The following is a 16,398-nucleotide window of genomic DNA, read 5'->3' as shown; positions in this document are numbered from 1 at the left end:
CGTTCACCTCGTTCACCCGATATCGAAACCGGAGGAGAAATCGTTGTAACGTTTAAAAACAGATCTCGTCGTTTATTTTCCTGTTAGTTGCACCCGACGAACGTCACTCGTCGGCCGCTCGCTCGACCAGCGCCTCTGCTCGCTCGGCGGCGGCGTCCCGAACCTTCGGTTCGTAGAGCGTCAGAACCTCGCGATCTCGCATCAGCACGTCGCCGTCGCAGATCGTGTGCCGGACGTCGCCGCCGTTGGCGGCGTACGCGAGGTGGCTCACGAGGTCGTGTTGCGGCGTCAGGTGGGGCTCGGCGAGATCCACGACCGCGAGGTCGGCGTTCGCGCCGGGCTCGATCCGGCCCGAGTCGATCCCCAGCGCCTGCGCGCTGCCGGCCGTGGCCAGTCCGACCGCGTCGGCCGCCGCGACCGCGCTCGCGTCGTCCGCGGCGAGCTTGCCCAGCATCGCCGCATCGCGGATCTCGTCGAACATGTCCAGGTCGTTGTTCGACGCGGCGCCGTCGGTGCCCAGCCCGACCGTGACGCCGGCGTCGAGCATGCGCTGGACGGGCGCCATCCCGGAGGCGAGTTTCATGTTCGAGGCCGGGCAGTGGATCACGCCCGTCCCCGAGTCGGCGAGCAGGTCGATCTCCTCGTCGTCGACGTGGACGCCGTGGGCGAGGAAGTTCTCCGGGCTCAGCAGACCGATATCGTCGGCGTACGCGAGCGGGCGCTCGCCGTGCTCGTCGACGATCGGCTCGACCTCGCCCTCGGTCTCGTTGGCGTGGAAGTGCATCGGCAGGCCCGCCTCGCGAGCGCGGGGGACGAACTCGCGGAGGTGCTCCTCGCCGACGGTCGTCAGGCTGTGGGGCTGGAACGTCGTCGAGATCCGCCCGTCGGCGGCGCCGTCGAGCTCCAGCGCGACGGCGAGACTGTCCTGCATGTCGGCCTCGGCGTCCTCCTCGTCCTTGCCGACCGTGATCGCGGTGTGGCCCAGCACGGCCCGGACGCCCGCCTCGTCGACGGCGTCGGCGATCTCCGAGACGTGGAAGTACATGTCCGAGAACGCCGTCGTGCCGGACTTGATCATCTCGACGATGCCGAGTTCGGCGCCGGCTCTGATGTCTTCGGGCGTCAACTCGGCTTCGACCGGCCAGATGTCCTCCTGCAGCCAGGCGTCCAGCGGCTTGTCGTCGGCGTAGCCCCGGAGCAGCGTCATCGCGACGTGCGTGTGGCCGTTGACGAGGCCCGGGATCACCAGCCCGCCGTCGGCTTCGAGCAGTTCGTCGCCGACGCCGGCCTCGACGTCCTCGTGAGGCGAAGCCGAACGAGGGCTCGACGAGCTTTGCTCGTCGGTGCCGACCTCCAGGATCTCGCCGGCGTCCTGATCGACCAGCACGTCCGCGCGCTCTACCGTCATGTCGGGGCGAAGCACCCGCCCGCCCGCGATCCGCAGCGTAGTCATGGGCGTCGATTCGGGAGCACCGGTGTTAATCCGTCCGATCCGGAGCGGGAGCGCCGCCGCTCGGAACTGATCCCGCGCGAAGCCAGGACGCGACGGATCGTTTCGCTCCAACGGACGCGAAGAATTCATCAGGCGCCCGCGACTGTCGGGCGTATGGACGATCTCGTCGAGCAGTTCGAGGCGTACGCCGACTGGGTCGGCGACAAGTCGCCGCTGTACGAACGCGTGACGAGAGCGGGCGCGGACGACGACCTGCTCCTCGACATCGCCGGGGAAGCTCGCGAGGGGCAACCCGGACCGGAAACGCTGCTCGCGGCAGTCCACGCGCTGCTCCTGCAGGATAGCGACCACCCGCTGGCGCGATTCTACCCGACCTGCGGCGGCGACGCATCGGGTCGGGGTAGCGACGTGCCGGACGAGGATCCGTTTCCCGCGTTTCGAGAGTTCTGCGCGAGCAACGAAGATCGGCTTCGAGAGCTCGTCGCAACGCGTCGCACCCAGACGAACGACGTGGGACGATCGGCCGCTCTCGTACCGGCGTTCGAGCGCGTCGCCAGAACGGCGGGCACCCGCCGGCTCGCGCTGGTCGAGATCGGCGCCAGCGCGGGACTCAATCTCTGCTGGGACCAGTACGCGTACGAGTACGGCGACGCGGGGACCGCGGGGTCGGCCGACGCGCCGGTTCGCATCGAATGCGAACTCCGGGGCGATGGGACGCCGCCGCTGCCCGAAACTGAGCTCTCGGTCGAGCGCCGCGTCGGCGTCGACCTGAACCCGCTGGACGTGACCGATCCCGCGGACGCGCGCTGGCTCCGAGCGCTGGTCCACCCCGGCCTGCGGCGTCGCCACGAGCGGCTCGACGCCGCGATTGACGTGGCGCGGGACGATCCGCCGGATCTCGTCGCGGGCGACGCCATCGCGGAGTTGCCGGCACTCCTCGACGAGGCGCCCGACAATTCCGCTCTCGTCGTGTTTAGCACGTACGTCCTCTACCAGCTCGACGACGAGACGATCGGCGAACTACGCGGGCTGCTCGCCGAGCGCAGCGTCGAGCGACCGATTTACTGGCTCTCGCTGGACCCCGAAGAAAATCGAGCGCCGGCGACGTATCGGCTCGTTCGCTTCGCGGGCGGCGACGCCGTCGCGGAATCGCAGATTGCCGAGTTCGATCCCTACGGCGACTGGATTCGGTGGCTCGACGGGTGAGAGCGGAGACGAGGCCGCCGCCGGACGCCGTCGCTCGGTCGAAAAACAGTTCCCCGCGGCCCGCGAATCACGGGCAAATGCGAATCGCCGTCCCCAACAAGGGTCGCCTGCACGACCCCACGCTGGACCTGCTGGAGCGCGCCGGGCTACACGTCGTCGACGGCGCCGACCGGAAGCTGTACGCCGACACCGTCGACCCCGACGTGACGCTTTTGTTCGCGCGGGCCGCCGACATCCCCGAGTACGTGAGCGACGGCGCCGCCGACGTGGGCATCACCGGCCACGACCAGCTCTCGGAAGCCGAACCGGGCAACGTCGCCGAACTGCTCGATCTGGGCTTCGGGCAGTGTCGGCTCGTGCTCGCAGCGCCCGAGGACGGCGACATCGAGGCCGTCGAGGATCTGGCCGGCAAGAAAGTCGCCACCGAGTTCCCGACAATCACGCGCCGGTACTTCGAGGAGCGGGGGATCGACCCCGAGATCGTCGAAGTGACGGGCGCGACCGAGCTGACGCCCCACGTCGAGATGGCCGACGCCATCGTCGACATCACGTCCACCGGAACGACGCTGAAGGTCAACCGGCTGGCGATCATCGACGAGGTGCTCGACAGCTCGGTCCGACTCTTTGCCCGCGAGGACGTCGCCGACGACGAGAAAGTCCAGCAGATCGCGACCGCGCTGGAGTCGGTGCTGTCGGCCGACGGAAAGCGCTACCTGATGATGAACGTCCCCGAGGACAGTCTGGACGACGTGCGCGACGTGATTCCGGGGATGGGCGGCCCGACGGTGATGGACATAGCGGATGGAGAGGAAGACCTGGTCGCCGTCCACGCCGTCGTCGACGAGGCCGACGTGTTCGAGACGATCAACGACGTCAAGGACGCCGGCGCCAGCGACATCCTCGTCACCGAGATCGAGCGACTCGTCGAGTAGGGCGGGGACGCCGATCTCAGGCCGGGTCGACGTCGACGGTGAGCCCGCCGTCCGGCGAGACGCACAGTTCGACCTCGACGCCGTCGTGAGAGAAGGAGACGCCGGTCGACGCCGACCGGTCGCGGGCGTGCTCGAACAGCGCGTCCAGCGCGTCGGGATCGATCGAGTCGTACAGCGGGGCGAGTTCGTGGGGCTGGCGACCGGTCGCGGACGCGATCGAGCGCACGACGGCGATCGCGGGGCTCACGGAATCGTCGGACGACGACTCGTCACCGGCCGGTGGAGAGGGCGTGGACATCGGCTGCATCGGTACCCGACGATACGTCAGACCGACGGGTAACGTCGGTGCCTATGAGGAAAGGTTCTCCAGCTCCGGCTGGGCGTCCCGATCGATCGACGATCGGGTCGCGGCCTCGAAGACGGCGGTCAGGAGCTTGGACTCGGCGCGCCGGAGATGCTGGCTAAACGTCGGCTGCGAGACGCCCAGCGCCTCGGCGCACTCGGTCGCGGTGCTCTGGCGCGGCCAGTCGTAGTAGCCGCCGGCGAGCGCGACCTTCAGCGCCCGCAGTTGCTTGTCCGTCAGCGGGTCGAGCAGCCGGTCGACGTCGCTGACCGGCACGATTCCGGCGGCGGACTGTTGGCGCTTCGAGACCAGCCGCGACACCTCGTGGCGCTCCTCGATCGCGTCGTACACCGCTCGCGGGGCGACGCCGGGCGGAACGTCGACGGTGACCGTCGCGATGCCATCGACGGCCACGGCGTCGCGCGCGACCGCGCCGGCGTCGGCGATCGCCGCGCCGAGGCACGGTCCCGAGACCACGACCTCGACGAGCAGTTCGTCGTCCGCTCGCGGGATCGTCCGAACGCGCTCGATGCCCGGGAACTCCGCGGCGAACGCGGTCACCGCCTCCGGGTCGGCGTCGGCGACGGTGAAAAACTCCAGCAGGTCGTTGTCCGAGCGCTGGACGATCTGGCGGGCGACCACCTCAGCGTTCAGTTCAGACGAGAGCGTCGTGAACAGGTAGCGCTCGTCGCGAATCTCGAAGACGAGTTCGACGCCGCCGTCGGGCGAGGGCGCGGACGCAGCCATCGGTTCGAAGTTCGTCCGCCCGCATAGTAAGCACGGGGTGTGAAGCGATCGTCACAGGAAGAGGCTCGTGACCCAGACCCCCAGGAGGACGCTCACCGCGTAGTGGACGAGCGTGACGGCGATCGACCACTTAATTCCGGGGTCGTAGACGCGGTCGATCGCGACGAAGTCGCCGACCAGCGCGCCGACCAGCGCGACGTACAGCCCGATCCCCTCGCCGAGCAGCCAGACGCCGACGACGAGGATCGTGGCGGGGACGATGCCGACGAGCAGCCCCTGCTCGAAGTGGACGTCGCCGAGCACGTACCGGGCGGCGACGTGGGCGGTGACGCCGTAGAACACGGCGGCGATCAACAGCGTGCCGAGCACCGCCGGGATCGAGCCGAACGGGAGCGATTGCGCGGGCGCGAGACCGACCATGCCTGTGGCTTCGGCTGCCGGGACTTGTACGTGCTGATACGTTCAGGCGGGGCGTCGCCGCCGAGAGCCGAAAAGCGGATCGAGCGAACGCTTGAGCGGCGGCAGGTACGTCAGAGCGCGCAGCGGTGCGGTGCCGACTACAGATTGCAGAAATTTAGGACGGGGGTGAAGCTGACCAACAGAATACGATCGCTGATAAGTCCATAGACAGGTTCTAACGCAATGTTTAACACGTCCGAATAGTATAGTATACATAGATGGTAAAGAGCACCCGTCATGCGAAATATGAACTCTACTATCACATAGTGTTCGTGCCGAAATATCGGAGTTCGCACCTGACGGGGAAGACGAAGGAACGTCTCGAAACCATCTTCGCGGAAATCTGCGAGGACAAAGACCTCGAACTGGCCGAGTCCGAGGTCATGCCCGACCACGTACACCTGTTCATCGGGAGTCCACCCAAGAACGCCCCGTCCCTCATCGTCAACTGGGTCAAGGGCATCTCGGCGCGGAAGTACAACCAACGCTACGACGACCGCGTGAAGTGGACTCGTTCGTACTATGTCGGCACGGAAGAAAGTACCTCGAAGGGAACTGTCGAACGCTACGTCACTGAACAGAAAGGGGACGACGAATGAAGCGGGTCAACACCTTCAAGGCCGTTCCACAGTCCGAAAACGACAAAGAGTGCCTCCTACGGCTACTCGACGCGTCCGCCTCTCTGTGGAATGAACTGACCTACGAACGTCGTCAGAACTACTTTGGTGACGGCGACGTGTGGGACACGTCCGAGTACCGAGGACGCTACAACGGTATCGTAGGTAGTGCGACCGTTCAACAGGTCACGCGCAAGAACAGCGAAGCGTGGCGGTCGTTCTTCGCCTTCAAGGAGAACGGCGAGTATGCCAACCCACCGTCGTACTGGGGCAACGAGGAGGACGGACGCGAACTCCGTACCTACATCCGATGCGACCAGTACACGATTCAGTGGGGCAAGCGTAGCCGTCTTGAAATCCCTGTCGGGCAAGAACTGAAAGATGAATACGGACTCGGCTACCACGAACGACTTCGCCTCGAAGTCAGAGGCAACCCGAAGTGGGACGGCAAACGGGGTCGTCTGGAACTGGAGTACGACGAAGTGAGCGACACGTTCAGGGCTTTTCAACCAGTTACCGTCCCTGATTCTCGACTGGATTCACCACTGGCTTCGGAAGAAGCCGCCCTCGACGTTGGCGCAAACAATCTCGTCGCCTGTTCAACGACCACTGGGAACCAATACCTCTACGACGGTCGTGAGTTGTTCGGACGGTTCCGCGAGACGACCAACGAAATCGCCCGCCTACAGTCGAAACTCCGCGAGGGACGCTACAGTTCCAAGCGGATTCAACGGCTGTACCGACAGCGGACGAAACGCCGTGACCACGCACAGAACGCGCTGGTACGCGACCTCGTTGAACGGCTGTACGATGAGGGCGTGGCGACGGTGTACGTGGGTGATTTGACCGACGTGCTGGACACGCACTGGTCGGTCAGGGTGAACGAGAAGGCGCACAACTTCTGGGCGTTCAAGAAGTTCATCCACCGCCTCGCGTGCGTCTGTGAGGAATACGGCATCAGCCTCGAAGCCGAGTCGGAAGCGTGGACGAGTCAGACGTGCCCCGAGTGTGGCGACCACGACGCGACGATTCGCCACGGGGAGACGCTGACGTGCCCGTGCGGATTCGAGGGGCACGCCGATCTCACGGCGTCAGAGACGTTCCTTCGGGAACACAGCGATACGGAAGTCAGGCCGATGGCACGGCCCGTGCGATTCGAGTGGGACGATCACGAATGGTCGGGGAAACCACACCCTCACGAGAGTCTCAAAGAAGTGCGCACGAATCCGCAAGTTGCCTCCGTGGGTCAGTAGCTGAATCCCAACGGAGGAATCCTCGCCCATTAGGGCGAGGAGAGTGTCATTCCAGCAGGCCGAGGTCTTCTAGCCGGGAGACGATCTTGTCGACCGCGTGCTCGGCGTCCTCGGGCTTCTTGCCGCCGGTGATGACGAGCTTACCCGAACCGAACAGCAGCGCGACGACTTCGGGGTCGTCGAGGCGATAGACCAGCCCGGGGAACTGTTCGGGCTCGTACTCGATGTTCTCCAGACCGAGGCCGATCGCGATCGCGTTCAGGTTGAGGTTGTGGCCCAGGTCCGCGGAGGTGACGATGTTCTGGACGACGATTTCGGGATCCTCGTTGACGTTGATCTCCAGATCGCGCAGCTTGTCGAAGACGATGCGCAGACTCTGGTGGACGTCGTCGGTCGACTTGGCGCCCGTGCAGACGATCTTGCCCGACCGGAAGATCAGCGCGGCCGACTTGGGATCCTGCGTGCGGTAGACGAGCCCGGGGAACTGCTCGGGATCGTAGTCGGCGCCCTCGAGGTCCATGGCGACGCTCTGGAGGTCGAGCTCCTGCCCGATCCCCGTCGAGGCGACGACGTTTTCGATATTGATAGTTTCCTTGGGGTCGCTCATAGTACGTTTTAAAGGATGTATTTAAGGCTTATAAAGGTTCATGCCACGGTCTGATACGTCGCTGACGCGGAACGAGCGCGACGCTTCGCGCCGACGCGGGCCCTCGGAATCGCAGGGCATCGGCGGGCTGTGGGTCGTCTGCAGGGTAACACCCACCCGCTGATAAAGGGGGAGATCGAGGCGTCAGCGGGTCCGGCGCCGACCGCGGACACCCGCCGACAATCGGCATTTTTTGCCGGTAGGTGCCCGTCACGTCCCGCGAGCGAGCGCGGGCGAGGAACCGGCCGTTTCATACGTTCGCGCGGCCGACTGTGCGGCGTGTACCTGCTGGAACTGGGCGGCGAGGACGACCGATTCGCCGCCTGCGAAGCGAGGAGCGCGGCCGCGGGCGTCGAGTTGCTCGCGCCGGGACTCGCCACCGCCGGCGCCGTCGAGCGCCAGCGCGTCGAGACGCTGGCGTACGCCCGCCGCGCGAGCGAGCTCGTCGGGCTGGCCGACGCCGACCTCGAGAGCGCAAGCGCGTTGCTCTCGGCCGCGGCGGTCGATCGCGAGGGATCGGTCGCCGTGCGCGCCGAGGACGTTCGAGGCTCGACCGGCGTCGATACCCAGCGCGTCGAGCGCGAACTCGGCGGCCTGCTGGTCGACCGCGGGTTCGACGTCGACCTCGACGACCCCGATCACGTGCTGCGAGCGCTGTTTTCCGACCCCGTCGCGTGGGAGCGCGAGGGACAACTCGATCCGCGCGAGGCGGACCCGGAGGACGCTGGCGGTCCCGGGCGCGGCGACGCGATCCCGATCGACGACCGCGCGGTCGACGGCGAGGCGGGCTGCGCGCTGGGCTGGGTCGTCGCCGAGAGTCGCCGGGACTTCGGCGAGCGCGCGCCGACCGACCGGCCGTTCTTCCAGCCCGGCAGCATGGACCCGCTGCTCGCCCGCGCGCTGGCCAACCTCGCCGGCGCGCGGCCCGGCGCGCTCGTCGTCGACCCGATGTGTGGCACCGGCGGCGTCCTGATCGAGGCCGGATTGGCCGGCGCGGACGTGCTCGGCACCGACGCTCAGGGGAAGATGGCCCGCGGCGCGGCGCGCAACCTCGCCCACGCGCTCCCCGACGACGCCGCGTTCGGGACGGCCCGCGGCGACGCCACGCAGCTCCCGATCCCGGACGACGCCGCCGACGCCGTGGTGTTCGACGCGCCGTACGGCCGCCAGTCGAAGATCGCCAACCTCGATCTCTCGGATCTGGTCGCCGGCGCGCTCGTGGAGGCCCACCGGATCGCTCCCAGAGCGGTCGTCGTCGCCGATCGGCCGTGGGACGCCGAAGCGCGGGCTGCCGGCTGGCGGATCGAGAATCGGTTCGAGCGGCGCGTTCACCGGTCGCTGGATCGACACGTGCTCGTGCTCGAACGCGGCGGCGGCGAGTCGGCCGGCGTTCCGGAGTGAGGATCAGGCGGCGGCGTCGGGCGCGGACGGGCCGCCGTCGAACCACCGCTCGCGGGCGATCGCCGCCGCCAGAGAGAGCGCGACGACGCCGATCCCGACCTCGCGGAGCGGCGTCCGGCCGACGGTCAGGGCGACGATCACGTGGCCCGCCAGCGCGAGACAGATCGCGAGAGCGGCCGCGTTCCCGAGCGCGCCGACATCGAGATCAGGATAGCGCCGCAGGACGCCGTACGTCAGCGCCAGACTGATGACGCTACTGGCGTACGCCGGCAGCGCCGTCGAAGCGGTGACGGTGCCGATCGCCGGCATCGCGACGAACTTGACGCAGAGGTCGAGCGCGAGCCAGACGGAGAAGTTGCGGAGCAATCGCATCGTCTCAGGCGATCTCGGGGATCCGCGAGAGCAGGTGCGAGACGTGCAGGCGATCGTTGGTCCCTTCGGTGAGATCCAGATCGACCTCGCCCGCCGCGCGGTACAGTTCGGCCTGCGTCCGGTCGTCGTAGCGCGACTGGGCGACCGAGAGCACGTCCCGGAGCACCTCCTCGCCCTCTAATCCTTCCTCGACGAGCAGGTCGTCGAGCGTCTTCCGGGCGTCGGTGAACTCCCCGGCTTCGGCGTCGTCGAGCATCTCCTCGATCCGGTCGGTCGTACCGACCTCGCCGAGAGTCTCGTAGGCCGCGTTCATCGTGATCTCGTCTTCCTGCTCGTGGGTCGTCTGGGCGCCCAGAATCGCCTTGCGGAGGTCGCCGGCCGCGTAGCCCGCGACGTACTCCAGACCGTCGGCGTCGTACTCGGCGTCCTCGGCGTCGGCGATGCCTTCGAGGACGGCGACGATCTCCTCGTGAGAGGGCGCCCGGAGGGGAACCGGGAAACAGCGCGAGCGGATCGGCGGGATGAGCTTGGTGGGCTGGCGCGTCGTCAGCACGAACTGGGTGGTCTTGTGGTGCTGCTCCATCACCCGGCGCAGCGCCTGCTGGAAGTCCTCGCGGACGGCCTCGGCGTTGTCCAGCAGGATCGTCTTGTACTCGCCGGAGACGGGCGCGTAGCTGGCCGACTCCTTGAGGACGTGGTTGATCATATCCCGCTTGGCCATGCTGGATTTGCCTTCCAGGAACGAGGCGAACCGGGGATCGTTCTTGATCTCGGTCTTCGTGCGATCGAAGAAGTCCGCGACGTTGATCTCGATCAGGTCGCTGTCGGGGTTCTCGTGGGCGGCGTCGGCCAGCGCGCGCACCGCCGCGGTCTTGCCGCTGCCCGGCGGGCCGTGCAACACGAGGTTGATCGGCTCGTCGACGCCCTCGGTCAGGTAGTCGCGCGCGTCCGACTGGGGGAGATCCGCCAGCGCGGGCGCGTGCTCGTCGATCCACAGCGGCGGTTCCATTACCCGCTCGTACTGTGCGCGTCAGTAAGAATCGGTCGGTCGGCGGCGGCGCCCCGCCGCCGCGACCCGGTTCGCGTGCTGTGCGCCTGGCCGCGTCGCGAGGTGACGGACCGATCGGCGTTCTCAGGCGAGCAGCGCGGCCGTTTCGTTGCCGTCGACGCCCGTCGCGTCGCCGTCGGTCTCGTTGGTCGTCCCGTCGGTCGCGTTCGCGTCGCCGTCGTCCGCACCGTCCTCGACGTCGGCGTCACCGTCCGCCTCGACGGTGTACTCGATCTCCTGGCTCGTCAGTTCCTCGTCGTCTTCAGCGGCGAGGATGGCGACCTCGACGGTCGTGTCGTCCTCAATCGGCGGGTCGAGCGTCAACGAGTAGTCGAGGCGTTCCTCGACGGCGTTGAACGTCGGGCTCTCGGACGTCTCGCCGTCGTAGTTGGCGACGACGTAGAAGTCCTCGTCGGCGGAGGCCTCGGCGACCTCGAGGGTCGTACCGTCACCGCTCTGGTCGGCGACGTCGAGCGTCGCGGACGGTTCCGCGTCGTCCGTCGCCTCGTCGACGTCATCCTCGACGACCGTGATCTCGGCGTCGTCGATCACGGCTTCACCGTCCTCGGTGTACGGACCGTCTTCCGCACCCTCGGTCTCGATGAAGTCGTAGGACTCGTTGTCGTTCGTGTCGAGGTGGGGCATCGCGATCAGCGTCTGGTTCTCCTCCAGGGCGTCCTGGTCGAACTCGGCGCCCGGCACCGTCTCGTTGTCGAACAGTTGGACCTCGACGTCCTCGTGTTCGCCGGGGTCGAGGTACTCGGAGGACCCGACGACGCTGTCGAACGTCGCTCCTTCGAGCAGCGAGCTGTCGTGGATCGTGACGAACCCGCCCTCGGAGACGTTGACGCTCTGGACCGTCACCGTGCTACCGTCGGTCTCCTGATCGTCGAACGTCACCGTGGCGTTGGGTTCGGCGTCTTCCTCGTCTTCACCGTCGTCGACCGGCGCTTCTTCCTCGTCGTCTTCCTCCTCCGCTTCGAGCGTGATGTCGGCAACCTCGCCCTCGTCGAACGTCAGGATGCCGTGGTTGTAGTCGCCGGCTTCGAGCCCGTCAGAGGGGATCTCGAAGGTCACGGTCTCGTTCTCGCCGCCTTCGAGAACGATGAACTGGCGGTCGACAACGTCGCCGTCGAGACGGAACTCGACGGACTGGTTACTCTCGAAGTCGTTCGGGTTCGAGATCTCCGCCGAGACGTTGAGGGTCTCGCCGACCGTCGCCGTCTCGGGGGCTTCGAGGCTGCTCACGCCGTAGGAATCGCCCTCCGGCACGGGAGCGTCACCCGCCATCTCGGTCTCGTTGTCCATCTCGTCACCGTCCGTCATGTTATCGTCGGTGACGTTCTCCATCTCATCTCCGTCGGTCATGTTATCGTCGGAGACGTTGTCCATCTCATCTCCGTCAGAGACGTTGTCCATCTCGTCACCGTCAGTCATGTTATCGTCGGTGACGTTCTCCATCTCGCCGTCGACGACCGTGATCTCGGCGTCGTCGATCACGGCTTCACCGTCCTCGGTGTACGGACCGTCTTCCGCACCCTCGGTCTCGATGAAGTCGTAGGTCTCGTTGTCGTTCGTGTCGAGATGGGGCATCGCGATCAGCGTCTCGTTGTCCTCCAGGGCGTCCTGATCGAACTCGGCGCCCGGCACCGTCTCGTTGTCGAACAGTTGCACTTCGACGTCCTCGTGCTCGCCGGGGTCGAGGTACTCCGAGGAGCCGATGACGCTGTCGAACGTCGCGCCCTCCAGCAGCGAGCTGTTGTGGATCGTAACGAACCCGCCCTCGGAGACGTTGACGCTGTCGACCGTGACCGTGCTACCGTTGGTTTCCTGGTCCTCGAACGTCACGGACGCGTTCGGCTCCGTCAGCTGTTCGTCGTCCGTTTCGTTGTCCAGACCGTCATCGGTCTCGTTGTCGAGGCCGTCATCGGTCTCATTGTCGAGGCCGTCATCGGTCTCGTTGTCGAGGCCGTCATCGGTCTCGTTGTCGATTCCATCGTCGGTCTCGTTGTCGAGGCCGTCGTCGACGTCGATACCATCGTCGGGCATCTGACCGAACAGCATCTCGGCCGCGCTGGTCGTGATGTTGATCCCTTCGATCGTGACGTTCTCCATCGTGACGTAGTCGGTCGAGATCCGATCGATGGTGATCCGGTCGATCGTAGTCCGCGTCTGGGACTCGCTGTCGTCCTCGCTCTGGTCGTCAGTTTCGTCTGTGTCGTCTGTACCGTTCTGTGCGCCGGTGTCCTCCGACTCGTCGGTGATTCCGTCGTCGGTAGCATCGTCTCCCTCCTGCACGCTCGGTGCTGTCGCGCCGGCCGCGCCAAGGGCGGGGCCGATCGCGAGTACGAGGGCAATCGCGACGAAGAGGACACTGATCGTCCGTCGGTTCGGTTGTTTCATGGTTTGTACGGGCGCGGCTGCCGGTGCCGCTGCGAGTCGCGGGGTCACGCACCGCGGGGTCACGCACGGCTCTGGCGCCGCACGTGTTTTCGCAGGCCTAATAGGCGGATAAACAGGCTCTATCGTTCACTGAGTACCAGTTCCGTACTCGTCGGTAAGCTGACCCAAGATTGTTCTCGTCGGTCGGTAAGTACGGTCCGTTTACCGATCGCTCCCCGAATAAGCTGGGCCACAGGCGCTCGGCATTCCGACCGGCGTCGCGGCGTTCGCCGCGGAACCGACCGGTAACTCGACGTTATCCGGCGCCGGACGCCGACGCGCAGTCGCGAGCCACCGCCGATCGGCTGCGCGACGCCGACGATCGACGCCGACGGATCGTACGACCCGCTACCGCGGAGGGGCGTCGATCCGAAGCCGGTTTACCCGTCGGCCGACCAGTTGCGAGCAGATGACGCTGCGCGCGACGTTCCTCGGAACCGGCGGGGCCGTGCCGACGACCGAGCGCAACCCGCCGGCGATCGCCGTCAACCGCGAGGGCGACCAGCTGCTGTTCGACTGCGCTGAGGGCACCCAGCGCCAGATGATGCGCTTTGGCACCGGCTTCGGCGTCTCGCATCTCTTTGTCACCCACACTCACGGTGACCACGTGTACGGCATCCCCGGGCTGCTCGACACGCTGGATTTCAACGACCGCGAGGACGCGCTGACGATCCACGTCCCGCCGGGCAAGAAGGGCGAGCTCCGAGAGTTCGTCGACGCGGCAGGCGCGCGCCCCTCGTTTCCGCTGCGGCTCAACGAGGTCCGAGACGGGAGCGTCGCGCTGCGTCGCGACGACTACGAGGTGCGGGCGTTCGAAGTCACGCACCGCACCAGCGCCGTCGGCTACGCGCTCGTCGAGGACGACCGCAAGGGCCGGTTCGACCGCGAAAAAGCCGAGGAGCTTGGCGTTCCGGTCGGGCCGAAGTTCTCGCGGCTCCACGAGGGCGAGTCGGTCGAACTGGACGACGGCACCGTGATCGACCCCGAACAGGTCGTCGGCGAGTCGCGGCCGGGTCGCAAGATCGTCTACTCGGGCGACACGCGCCCGATCGAGCGCACCGTTGACATGGCCGAGGGCGCCGACCTGCTGATCCACGACGCCACGTTCGCCGACGACCGCGCGGATCGCGCCCAAAAGACCGCCCACGCCACGGCGCGCGAGGCCGCCGGGATCGCGAGCCGAGCGAACGTCCACCGGCTCGCGCTGTTGCACGTCTCCTCGCGGTACACCGGCGACGTCGGCGCCCACCTTCGGGAGGCCCGCGAGGCGTTCGACGGCGACGTGTTCGCGCCCGACGACGGCCAGACCGTCGAGGTGCCGTATCCCGACGGCGAGTAGGGGATCGAATCGGCTCCTCGACCACTCGTCGCCCGGCTCGTCGGGCAGCGGTCGACGGGAGCAGTCAGTCGACGCGAGCAGCCGGTCGGCGTCGACGCTCGTGCCCGCCGTGGATTTATTCGTGGTGATTCCTTACACAGTGCCGTGAGCCACCGAACGAGCGCCCTCGACGCGGTCGTCTTCGGCGTCGACGTCCAGAGCGGGGACGTGCGGGGCGACGCGCCCTCCTACGCGCTGTGTGTCTTCGACGGCGAGTCGATCGAGCGGGACGTCGTCAGCTACCGCAAGCTCCGCCGGCTGATCGTGGACCGGGAACCCGCGATGGTCGCCACCGACAACATGTACGAGCTGGCGGAGAACAAGGACGCCCTGATCGCGCTGCTGGGCGACCTGCCCGACGGCACGCGGCTCGTGCAGGTGACCGGCGACGAGCAGCCCGAACCGCTCTCGCGGGTGGCCAAGCGCCACGGCGTCCCCTACGGCAAGGACCCGATGCAGGAAGCCGAAGCCGCAGCGCGACTCGCCGCGCGGAACGTCGGCTACGAGGTGTCGGCCTTTACCGACACGACCGAGGTCAAAGTCGCCCGAGGGCGCTCGACGGGCAAGGGCGGCTGGAGCGAGGACCGCTACACGCGCAAGATCCACGGCTCGGTCAAGCGTCGCTCCCGGGAGGTCGAAAGCGAACTCGACGACGCCGCCCTCGAATACGAGAAAGACGTCACCGAGAAGTACGGCGGGTTCAGCAACGCGATATTTCGCGTGTCGGGGCGACCCGAGGACATCCCGGTCGGCCGCGAGCGCTCGGGCGACGTGCGCATCGAGATCGAGCGCGAGCGCCGCGACGGCATCGAGTTCCACCCGCTCGTCAAGCGCCGGGACCACGTGCTCGTGGGGATCGACCCCGGGACGACGACCGCCGTCGCCGTCGTCGGCCTCGACGGCGAAGTGCTCGACGTGCTCTCGACGCGGACGGCCGACACCGCCGCCGTGATCGAGTGGATCGTCGAGCGCGGGCGGCCGATCCTCGTGGCGGCCGACGTGACGCCGATGCCCGAGACCGTCGAGAAGATCCGGCGCAGTTTCGACGCCGCCCCGTGGACGCCGACCTCGGACCTGCCGGTCGACACCAAGCAACACCGCACCCGCGAGGAGGGGTACGACAACGACCACGAACGGGACGCCATGGCCGCCGCGCTGTCGGCGTTCGACGAGCGCGAGGACCAGTTCCGCCGGATCGCCCGCAAGGTGCCTCCGGAGTTCGACCGCGGCGAGGTCACCGCCCGCGTCGTCACCGGCGAGGAGTCCGTCGAAACGGTTCTGGAGGACCTCACCGAGCCCGACGAAGCGGAGACCGAGGAGACCGAACACACGCCCCGCGAACTCACCGACGAGGAAAAGCGCATCCGCGACCTCGAACGCCAGGTCGAGCGCTTGCAGTCCCACGTCGACCAGCTTGAAGACACCGTCGACGAGAAAGACGACCGCATCGAGGAACTGGAGGGCGAACTCTCGGAAGCCCGCCGCGAGGAGCGCCGCGAGGCCCGCGAGCGTCGCGAGGTAACCCGACTCCAGCGCAAGAACGAGCGTCTAGAGCGAGAGATCGAGGAACTGGAAGACGACAACGAGGCCCTGGAAGGCAAGCTCGACCGCCTGAAGGAGCTCTGGAAGCTCGACCACTCGAACTTCGCGGACGTCTCGGCGAAAAAGAAGGATCTGGTCCCGATCAAGCCCGTCGAGACGTTCACCACGAACGCGCTGGAAGCGGCCCACGAGAACTACGGGCTCGCCGAGGACGACGTGATCTTCCTCCGGGACGCCAGCGGCGCCGGGCGCTCGACCGCCGAGCGCCTCGTCGATGTCGATCCCCGCGTCGTGCTCAAAGCCGGCGGCGACCTCTCCGACGTCGCCGACGAGATCCTCTTCGAGCACGAGATTCCGGTCGGCCCCGCCGCGGACGTCCGGATGCAGGAGGTCGACGAACTCGCGGTGGCCCGGGAGACGGACGTCGAGGCCGTCATCGAGGACTGGCACGAGCGCGCCGAAGAACGGCGCAAGGAGCAGAACGCCGAGATGGTCGACCAGATCATCAGCGAGCACCGGGTGCGCGACGACGAGGCCGGGGCGTCCGGCCTGTAACCCG

The 16,398-nt window shown here is 67.1% G+C and carries 15 protein-coding genes; 7 read left to right on the top strand and 8 right to left on the bottom strand.

Annotated elements, in window-relative coordinates:
• Positions 1 to 103: 103 nt before the first annotated feature.
• Positions 104 to 1,453 carry an amidohydrolase gene (locus tag NO931_RS05195; RefSeq protein ID WP_256391573.1) on the bottom strand — a complete coding sequence of 450 codons (1,350 nt, stop codon included), beginning with the start codon at positions 1,451 to 1,453 and terminating at the stop codon, positions 104 to 106.
• Between the two features lie 153 nt (positions 1,454 to 1,606).
• Between NO931_RS05195 and NO931_RS05190 the strand changes: the two genes are divergently transcribed.
• On the top strand, positions 1,607 to 2,659 hold the full coding sequence (locus NO931_RS05190) for a DUF2332 domain-containing protein (protein WP_256391572.1): 1,053 nt from the start codon (positions 1,607 to 1,609) through the stop codon (positions 2,657 to 2,659).
• A gap of 77 nt (positions 2,660 to 2,736) precedes the next feature.
• Complete coding sequence (gene hisG, locus NO931_RS05185) at positions 2,737 to 3,591, top strand: ATP phosphoribosyltransferase (RefSeq protein WP_256391571.1); 855 nt, start codon at positions 2,737 to 2,739, stop codon at positions 3,589 to 3,591.
• A gap of 16 nt (positions 3,592 to 3,607) precedes the next feature.
• Here the strand turns inward: hisG and NO931_RS05180 are convergent, their stop codons facing one another.
• The 3 genes from NO931_RS05180 to NO931_RS05170 all read right to left on the bottom strand — a co-directional run bounded on the left by NO931_RS05180 (position 3,608) and on the right by NO931_RS05170 (position 5,101).
• Positions 3,608 to 3,838 (bottom strand): HalOD1 output domain-containing protein, encoded by a 231-nt coding sequence (locus tag NO931_RS05180; protein WP_256391570.1) that lies wholly within the window; start codon positions 3,836 to 3,838, stop codon positions 3,608 to 3,610.
• A 102-nt stretch (positions 3,839 to 3,940) separates the two neighbouring features.
• A complete protein-coding gene (locus NO931_RS05175; protein WP_256391569.1) occupies positions 3,941 to 4,681 on the bottom strand; it encodes a bacterio-opsin activator domain-containing protein in 741 nt (246 codons plus the stop codon).
• Positions 4,682 to 4,732: 51 nt separating this feature from the next.
• Entirely contained in the window at positions 4,733 to 5,101 is a 369-nt protein-coding gene (locus NO931_RS05170; RefSeq protein WP_256391568.1) for a DUF7473 family protein, read from the bottom strand.
• A 257-nt stretch (positions 5,102 to 5,358) separates the two neighbouring features.
• Here NO931_RS05170 and tnpA point away from each other — a divergent pair, with 257 nt between their 5' ends.
• Both tnpA and NO931_RS05160 read left to right on the top strand, forming a co-directional pair.
• Positions 5,359 to 5,739, top strand: a complete 381-nt coding sequence (tnpA, locus tag NO931_RS05165) for an IS200/IS605 family transposase (RefSeq protein ID WP_256391567.1) — start codon at positions 5,359 to 5,361, stop codon at positions 5,737 to 5,739.
• The gene (locus NO931_RS05160; protein WP_256391566.1) at positions 5,736 to 7,010 is read left to right on the top strand and encodes an RNA-guided endonuclease InsQ/TnpB family protein; all 1,275 of its coding nucleotides are present in this window, start codon (positions 5,736 to 5,738) and stop codon (positions 7,008 to 7,010) included. Before tnpA ends, NO931_RS05160 begins: the two co-directional genes overlap by 4 nt.
• 46 nt (positions 7,011 to 7,056) lie before the next feature.
• On the opposite strand, the gene NO931_RS05155 is transcribed toward NO931_RS05160, so the two are convergent.
• A complete protein-coding gene (locus tag NO931_RS05155; RefSeq protein WP_256391565.1) occupies positions 7,057 to 7,617 on the bottom strand; it encodes a TATA-box-binding protein in 561 nt (186 codons plus the stop codon).
• A 318-nt stretch (positions 7,618 to 7,935) separates the two neighbouring features.
• Between NO931_RS05155 and NO931_RS05150 the strand changes: the two genes are divergently transcribed.
• Positions 7,936 to 9,057 carry a methyltransferase domain-containing protein gene (locus NO931_RS05150; RefSeq protein WP_256391564.1) on the top strand — a complete coding sequence of 374 codons (1,122 nt, stop codon included), beginning with the start codon at positions 7,936 to 7,938 and terminating at the stop codon, positions 9,055 to 9,057.
• 3 nt (positions 9,058 to 9,060) lie between these two features.
• On the opposite strand, the gene NO931_RS05145 is transcribed toward NO931_RS05150, so the two are convergent.
• The 3 genes from NO931_RS05145 to NO931_RS05135 form a co-directional block, all read right to left on the bottom strand.
• Entirely contained in the window at positions 9,061 to 9,429 is a 369-nt protein-coding gene (locus tag NO931_RS05145; protein ID WP_256391563.1) for a hypothetical protein, read from the bottom strand.
• A 4-nt stretch (positions 9,430 to 9,433) separates the two neighbouring features.
• Entirely contained in the window at positions 9,434 to 10,438 is a 1,005-nt protein-coding gene (locus tag NO931_RS05140; RefSeq protein ID WP_256391562.1) for an AAA family ATPase, read from the bottom strand.
• Between the two features lie 123 nt (positions 10,439 to 10,561).
• Positions 10,562 to 12,880 carry a DUF7282 domain-containing protein gene (locus NO931_RS05135; protein ID WP_256391561.1) on the bottom strand — a complete coding sequence of 773 codons (2,319 nt, stop codon included), beginning with the start codon at positions 12,878 to 12,880 and terminating at the stop codon, positions 10,562 to 10,564.
• 448 nt (positions 12,881 to 13,328) lie between these two features.
• Here NO931_RS05135 and rnz point away from each other — a divergent pair, with 448 nt between their 5' ends.
• Together rnz and NO931_RS05125 are read left to right on the top strand one after the other, a co-directional pair.
• The gene (rnz, locus tag NO931_RS05130) at positions 13,329 to 14,258 is read left to right on the top strand and encodes a ribonuclease Z (protein ID WP_256391560.1); all 930 of its coding nucleotides are present in this window, start codon (positions 13,329 to 13,331) and stop codon (positions 14,256 to 14,258) included.
• Positions 14,259 to 14,402: 144 nt separating this feature from the next.
• A complete protein-coding gene (locus tag NO931_RS05125) occupies positions 14,403 to 16,394 on the top strand; it encodes a DUF460 domain-containing protein (RefSeq protein ID WP_256391559.1) in 1,992 nt (663 codons plus the stop codon).
• Positions 16,395 to 16,398: the final 4 nt, after the last annotated feature.

Source organism: Natronoarchaeum rubrum, from assembly GCF_024494695.1.
The sequence above is the reverse complement of the archived record's forward strand: the minus strand, read 5'-3'. Positions and strand labels throughout refer to the sequence as shown.

Bases quoted from the DNA above. Each gene is read 5' to 3' on its own strand.
- NO931_RS05135 (WP_256391561.1), bottom strand. From the start codon at position 12,880: ATGAAACAACCGAACCGACGGACGATCAGTGTCCTCTTCGTCGCGATT.
- NO931_RS05175 (WP_256391569.1), bottom strand. From the start codon at position 4,681: ATGGCTGCGTCCGCGCCCTCGCCCGACGGCGGCGTCGAACTCGTCTTC.
- NO931_RS05190 (WP_256391572.1), top strand. From the start codon at position 1,607: ATGGACGATCTCGTCGAGCAGTTCGAGGCGTACGCCGACTGGGTCGGC.
- NO931_RS05195 (WP_256391573.1), bottom strand. From the start codon at position 1,453: ATGACTACGCTGCGGATCGCGGGCGGGCGGGTGCTTCGCCCCGACATG.
- NO931_RS05160 (WP_256391566.1), top strand. From the start codon at position 5,736: ATGAAGCGGGTCAACACCTTCAAGGCCGTTCCACAGTCCGAAAACGAC.
- NO931_RS05140 (WP_256391562.1), bottom strand. From the start codon at position 10,438: ATGGAACCGCCGCTGTGGATCGACGAGCACGCGCCCGCGCTGGCGGAT.
- tnpA (WP_256391567.1), top strand. From the start codon at position 5,359: ATGGTAAAGAGCACCCGTCATGCGAAATATGAACTCTACTATCACATA.
- NO931_RS05170 (WP_256391568.1), bottom strand. From the start codon at position 5,101: ATGGTCGGTCTCGCGCCCGCGCAATCGCTCCCGTTCGGCTCGATCCCG.
- NO931_RS05145 (WP_256391563.1), bottom strand. From the start codon at position 9,429: ATGCGATTGCTCCGCAACTTCTCCGTCTGGCTCGCGCTCGACCTCTGC.
- NO931_RS05155 (WP_256391565.1), bottom strand. From the start codon at position 7,617: ATGAGCGACCCCAAGGAAACTATCAATATCGAAAACGTCGTCGCCTCG.
- hisG (WP_256391571.1), top strand. From the start codon at position 2,737: ATGCGAATCGCCGTCCCCAACAAGGGTCGCCTGCACGACCCCACGCTG.
- rnz (WP_256391560.1), top strand. From the start codon at position 13,329: ATGACGCTGCGCGCGACGTTCCTCGGAACCGGCGGGGCCGTGCCGACG.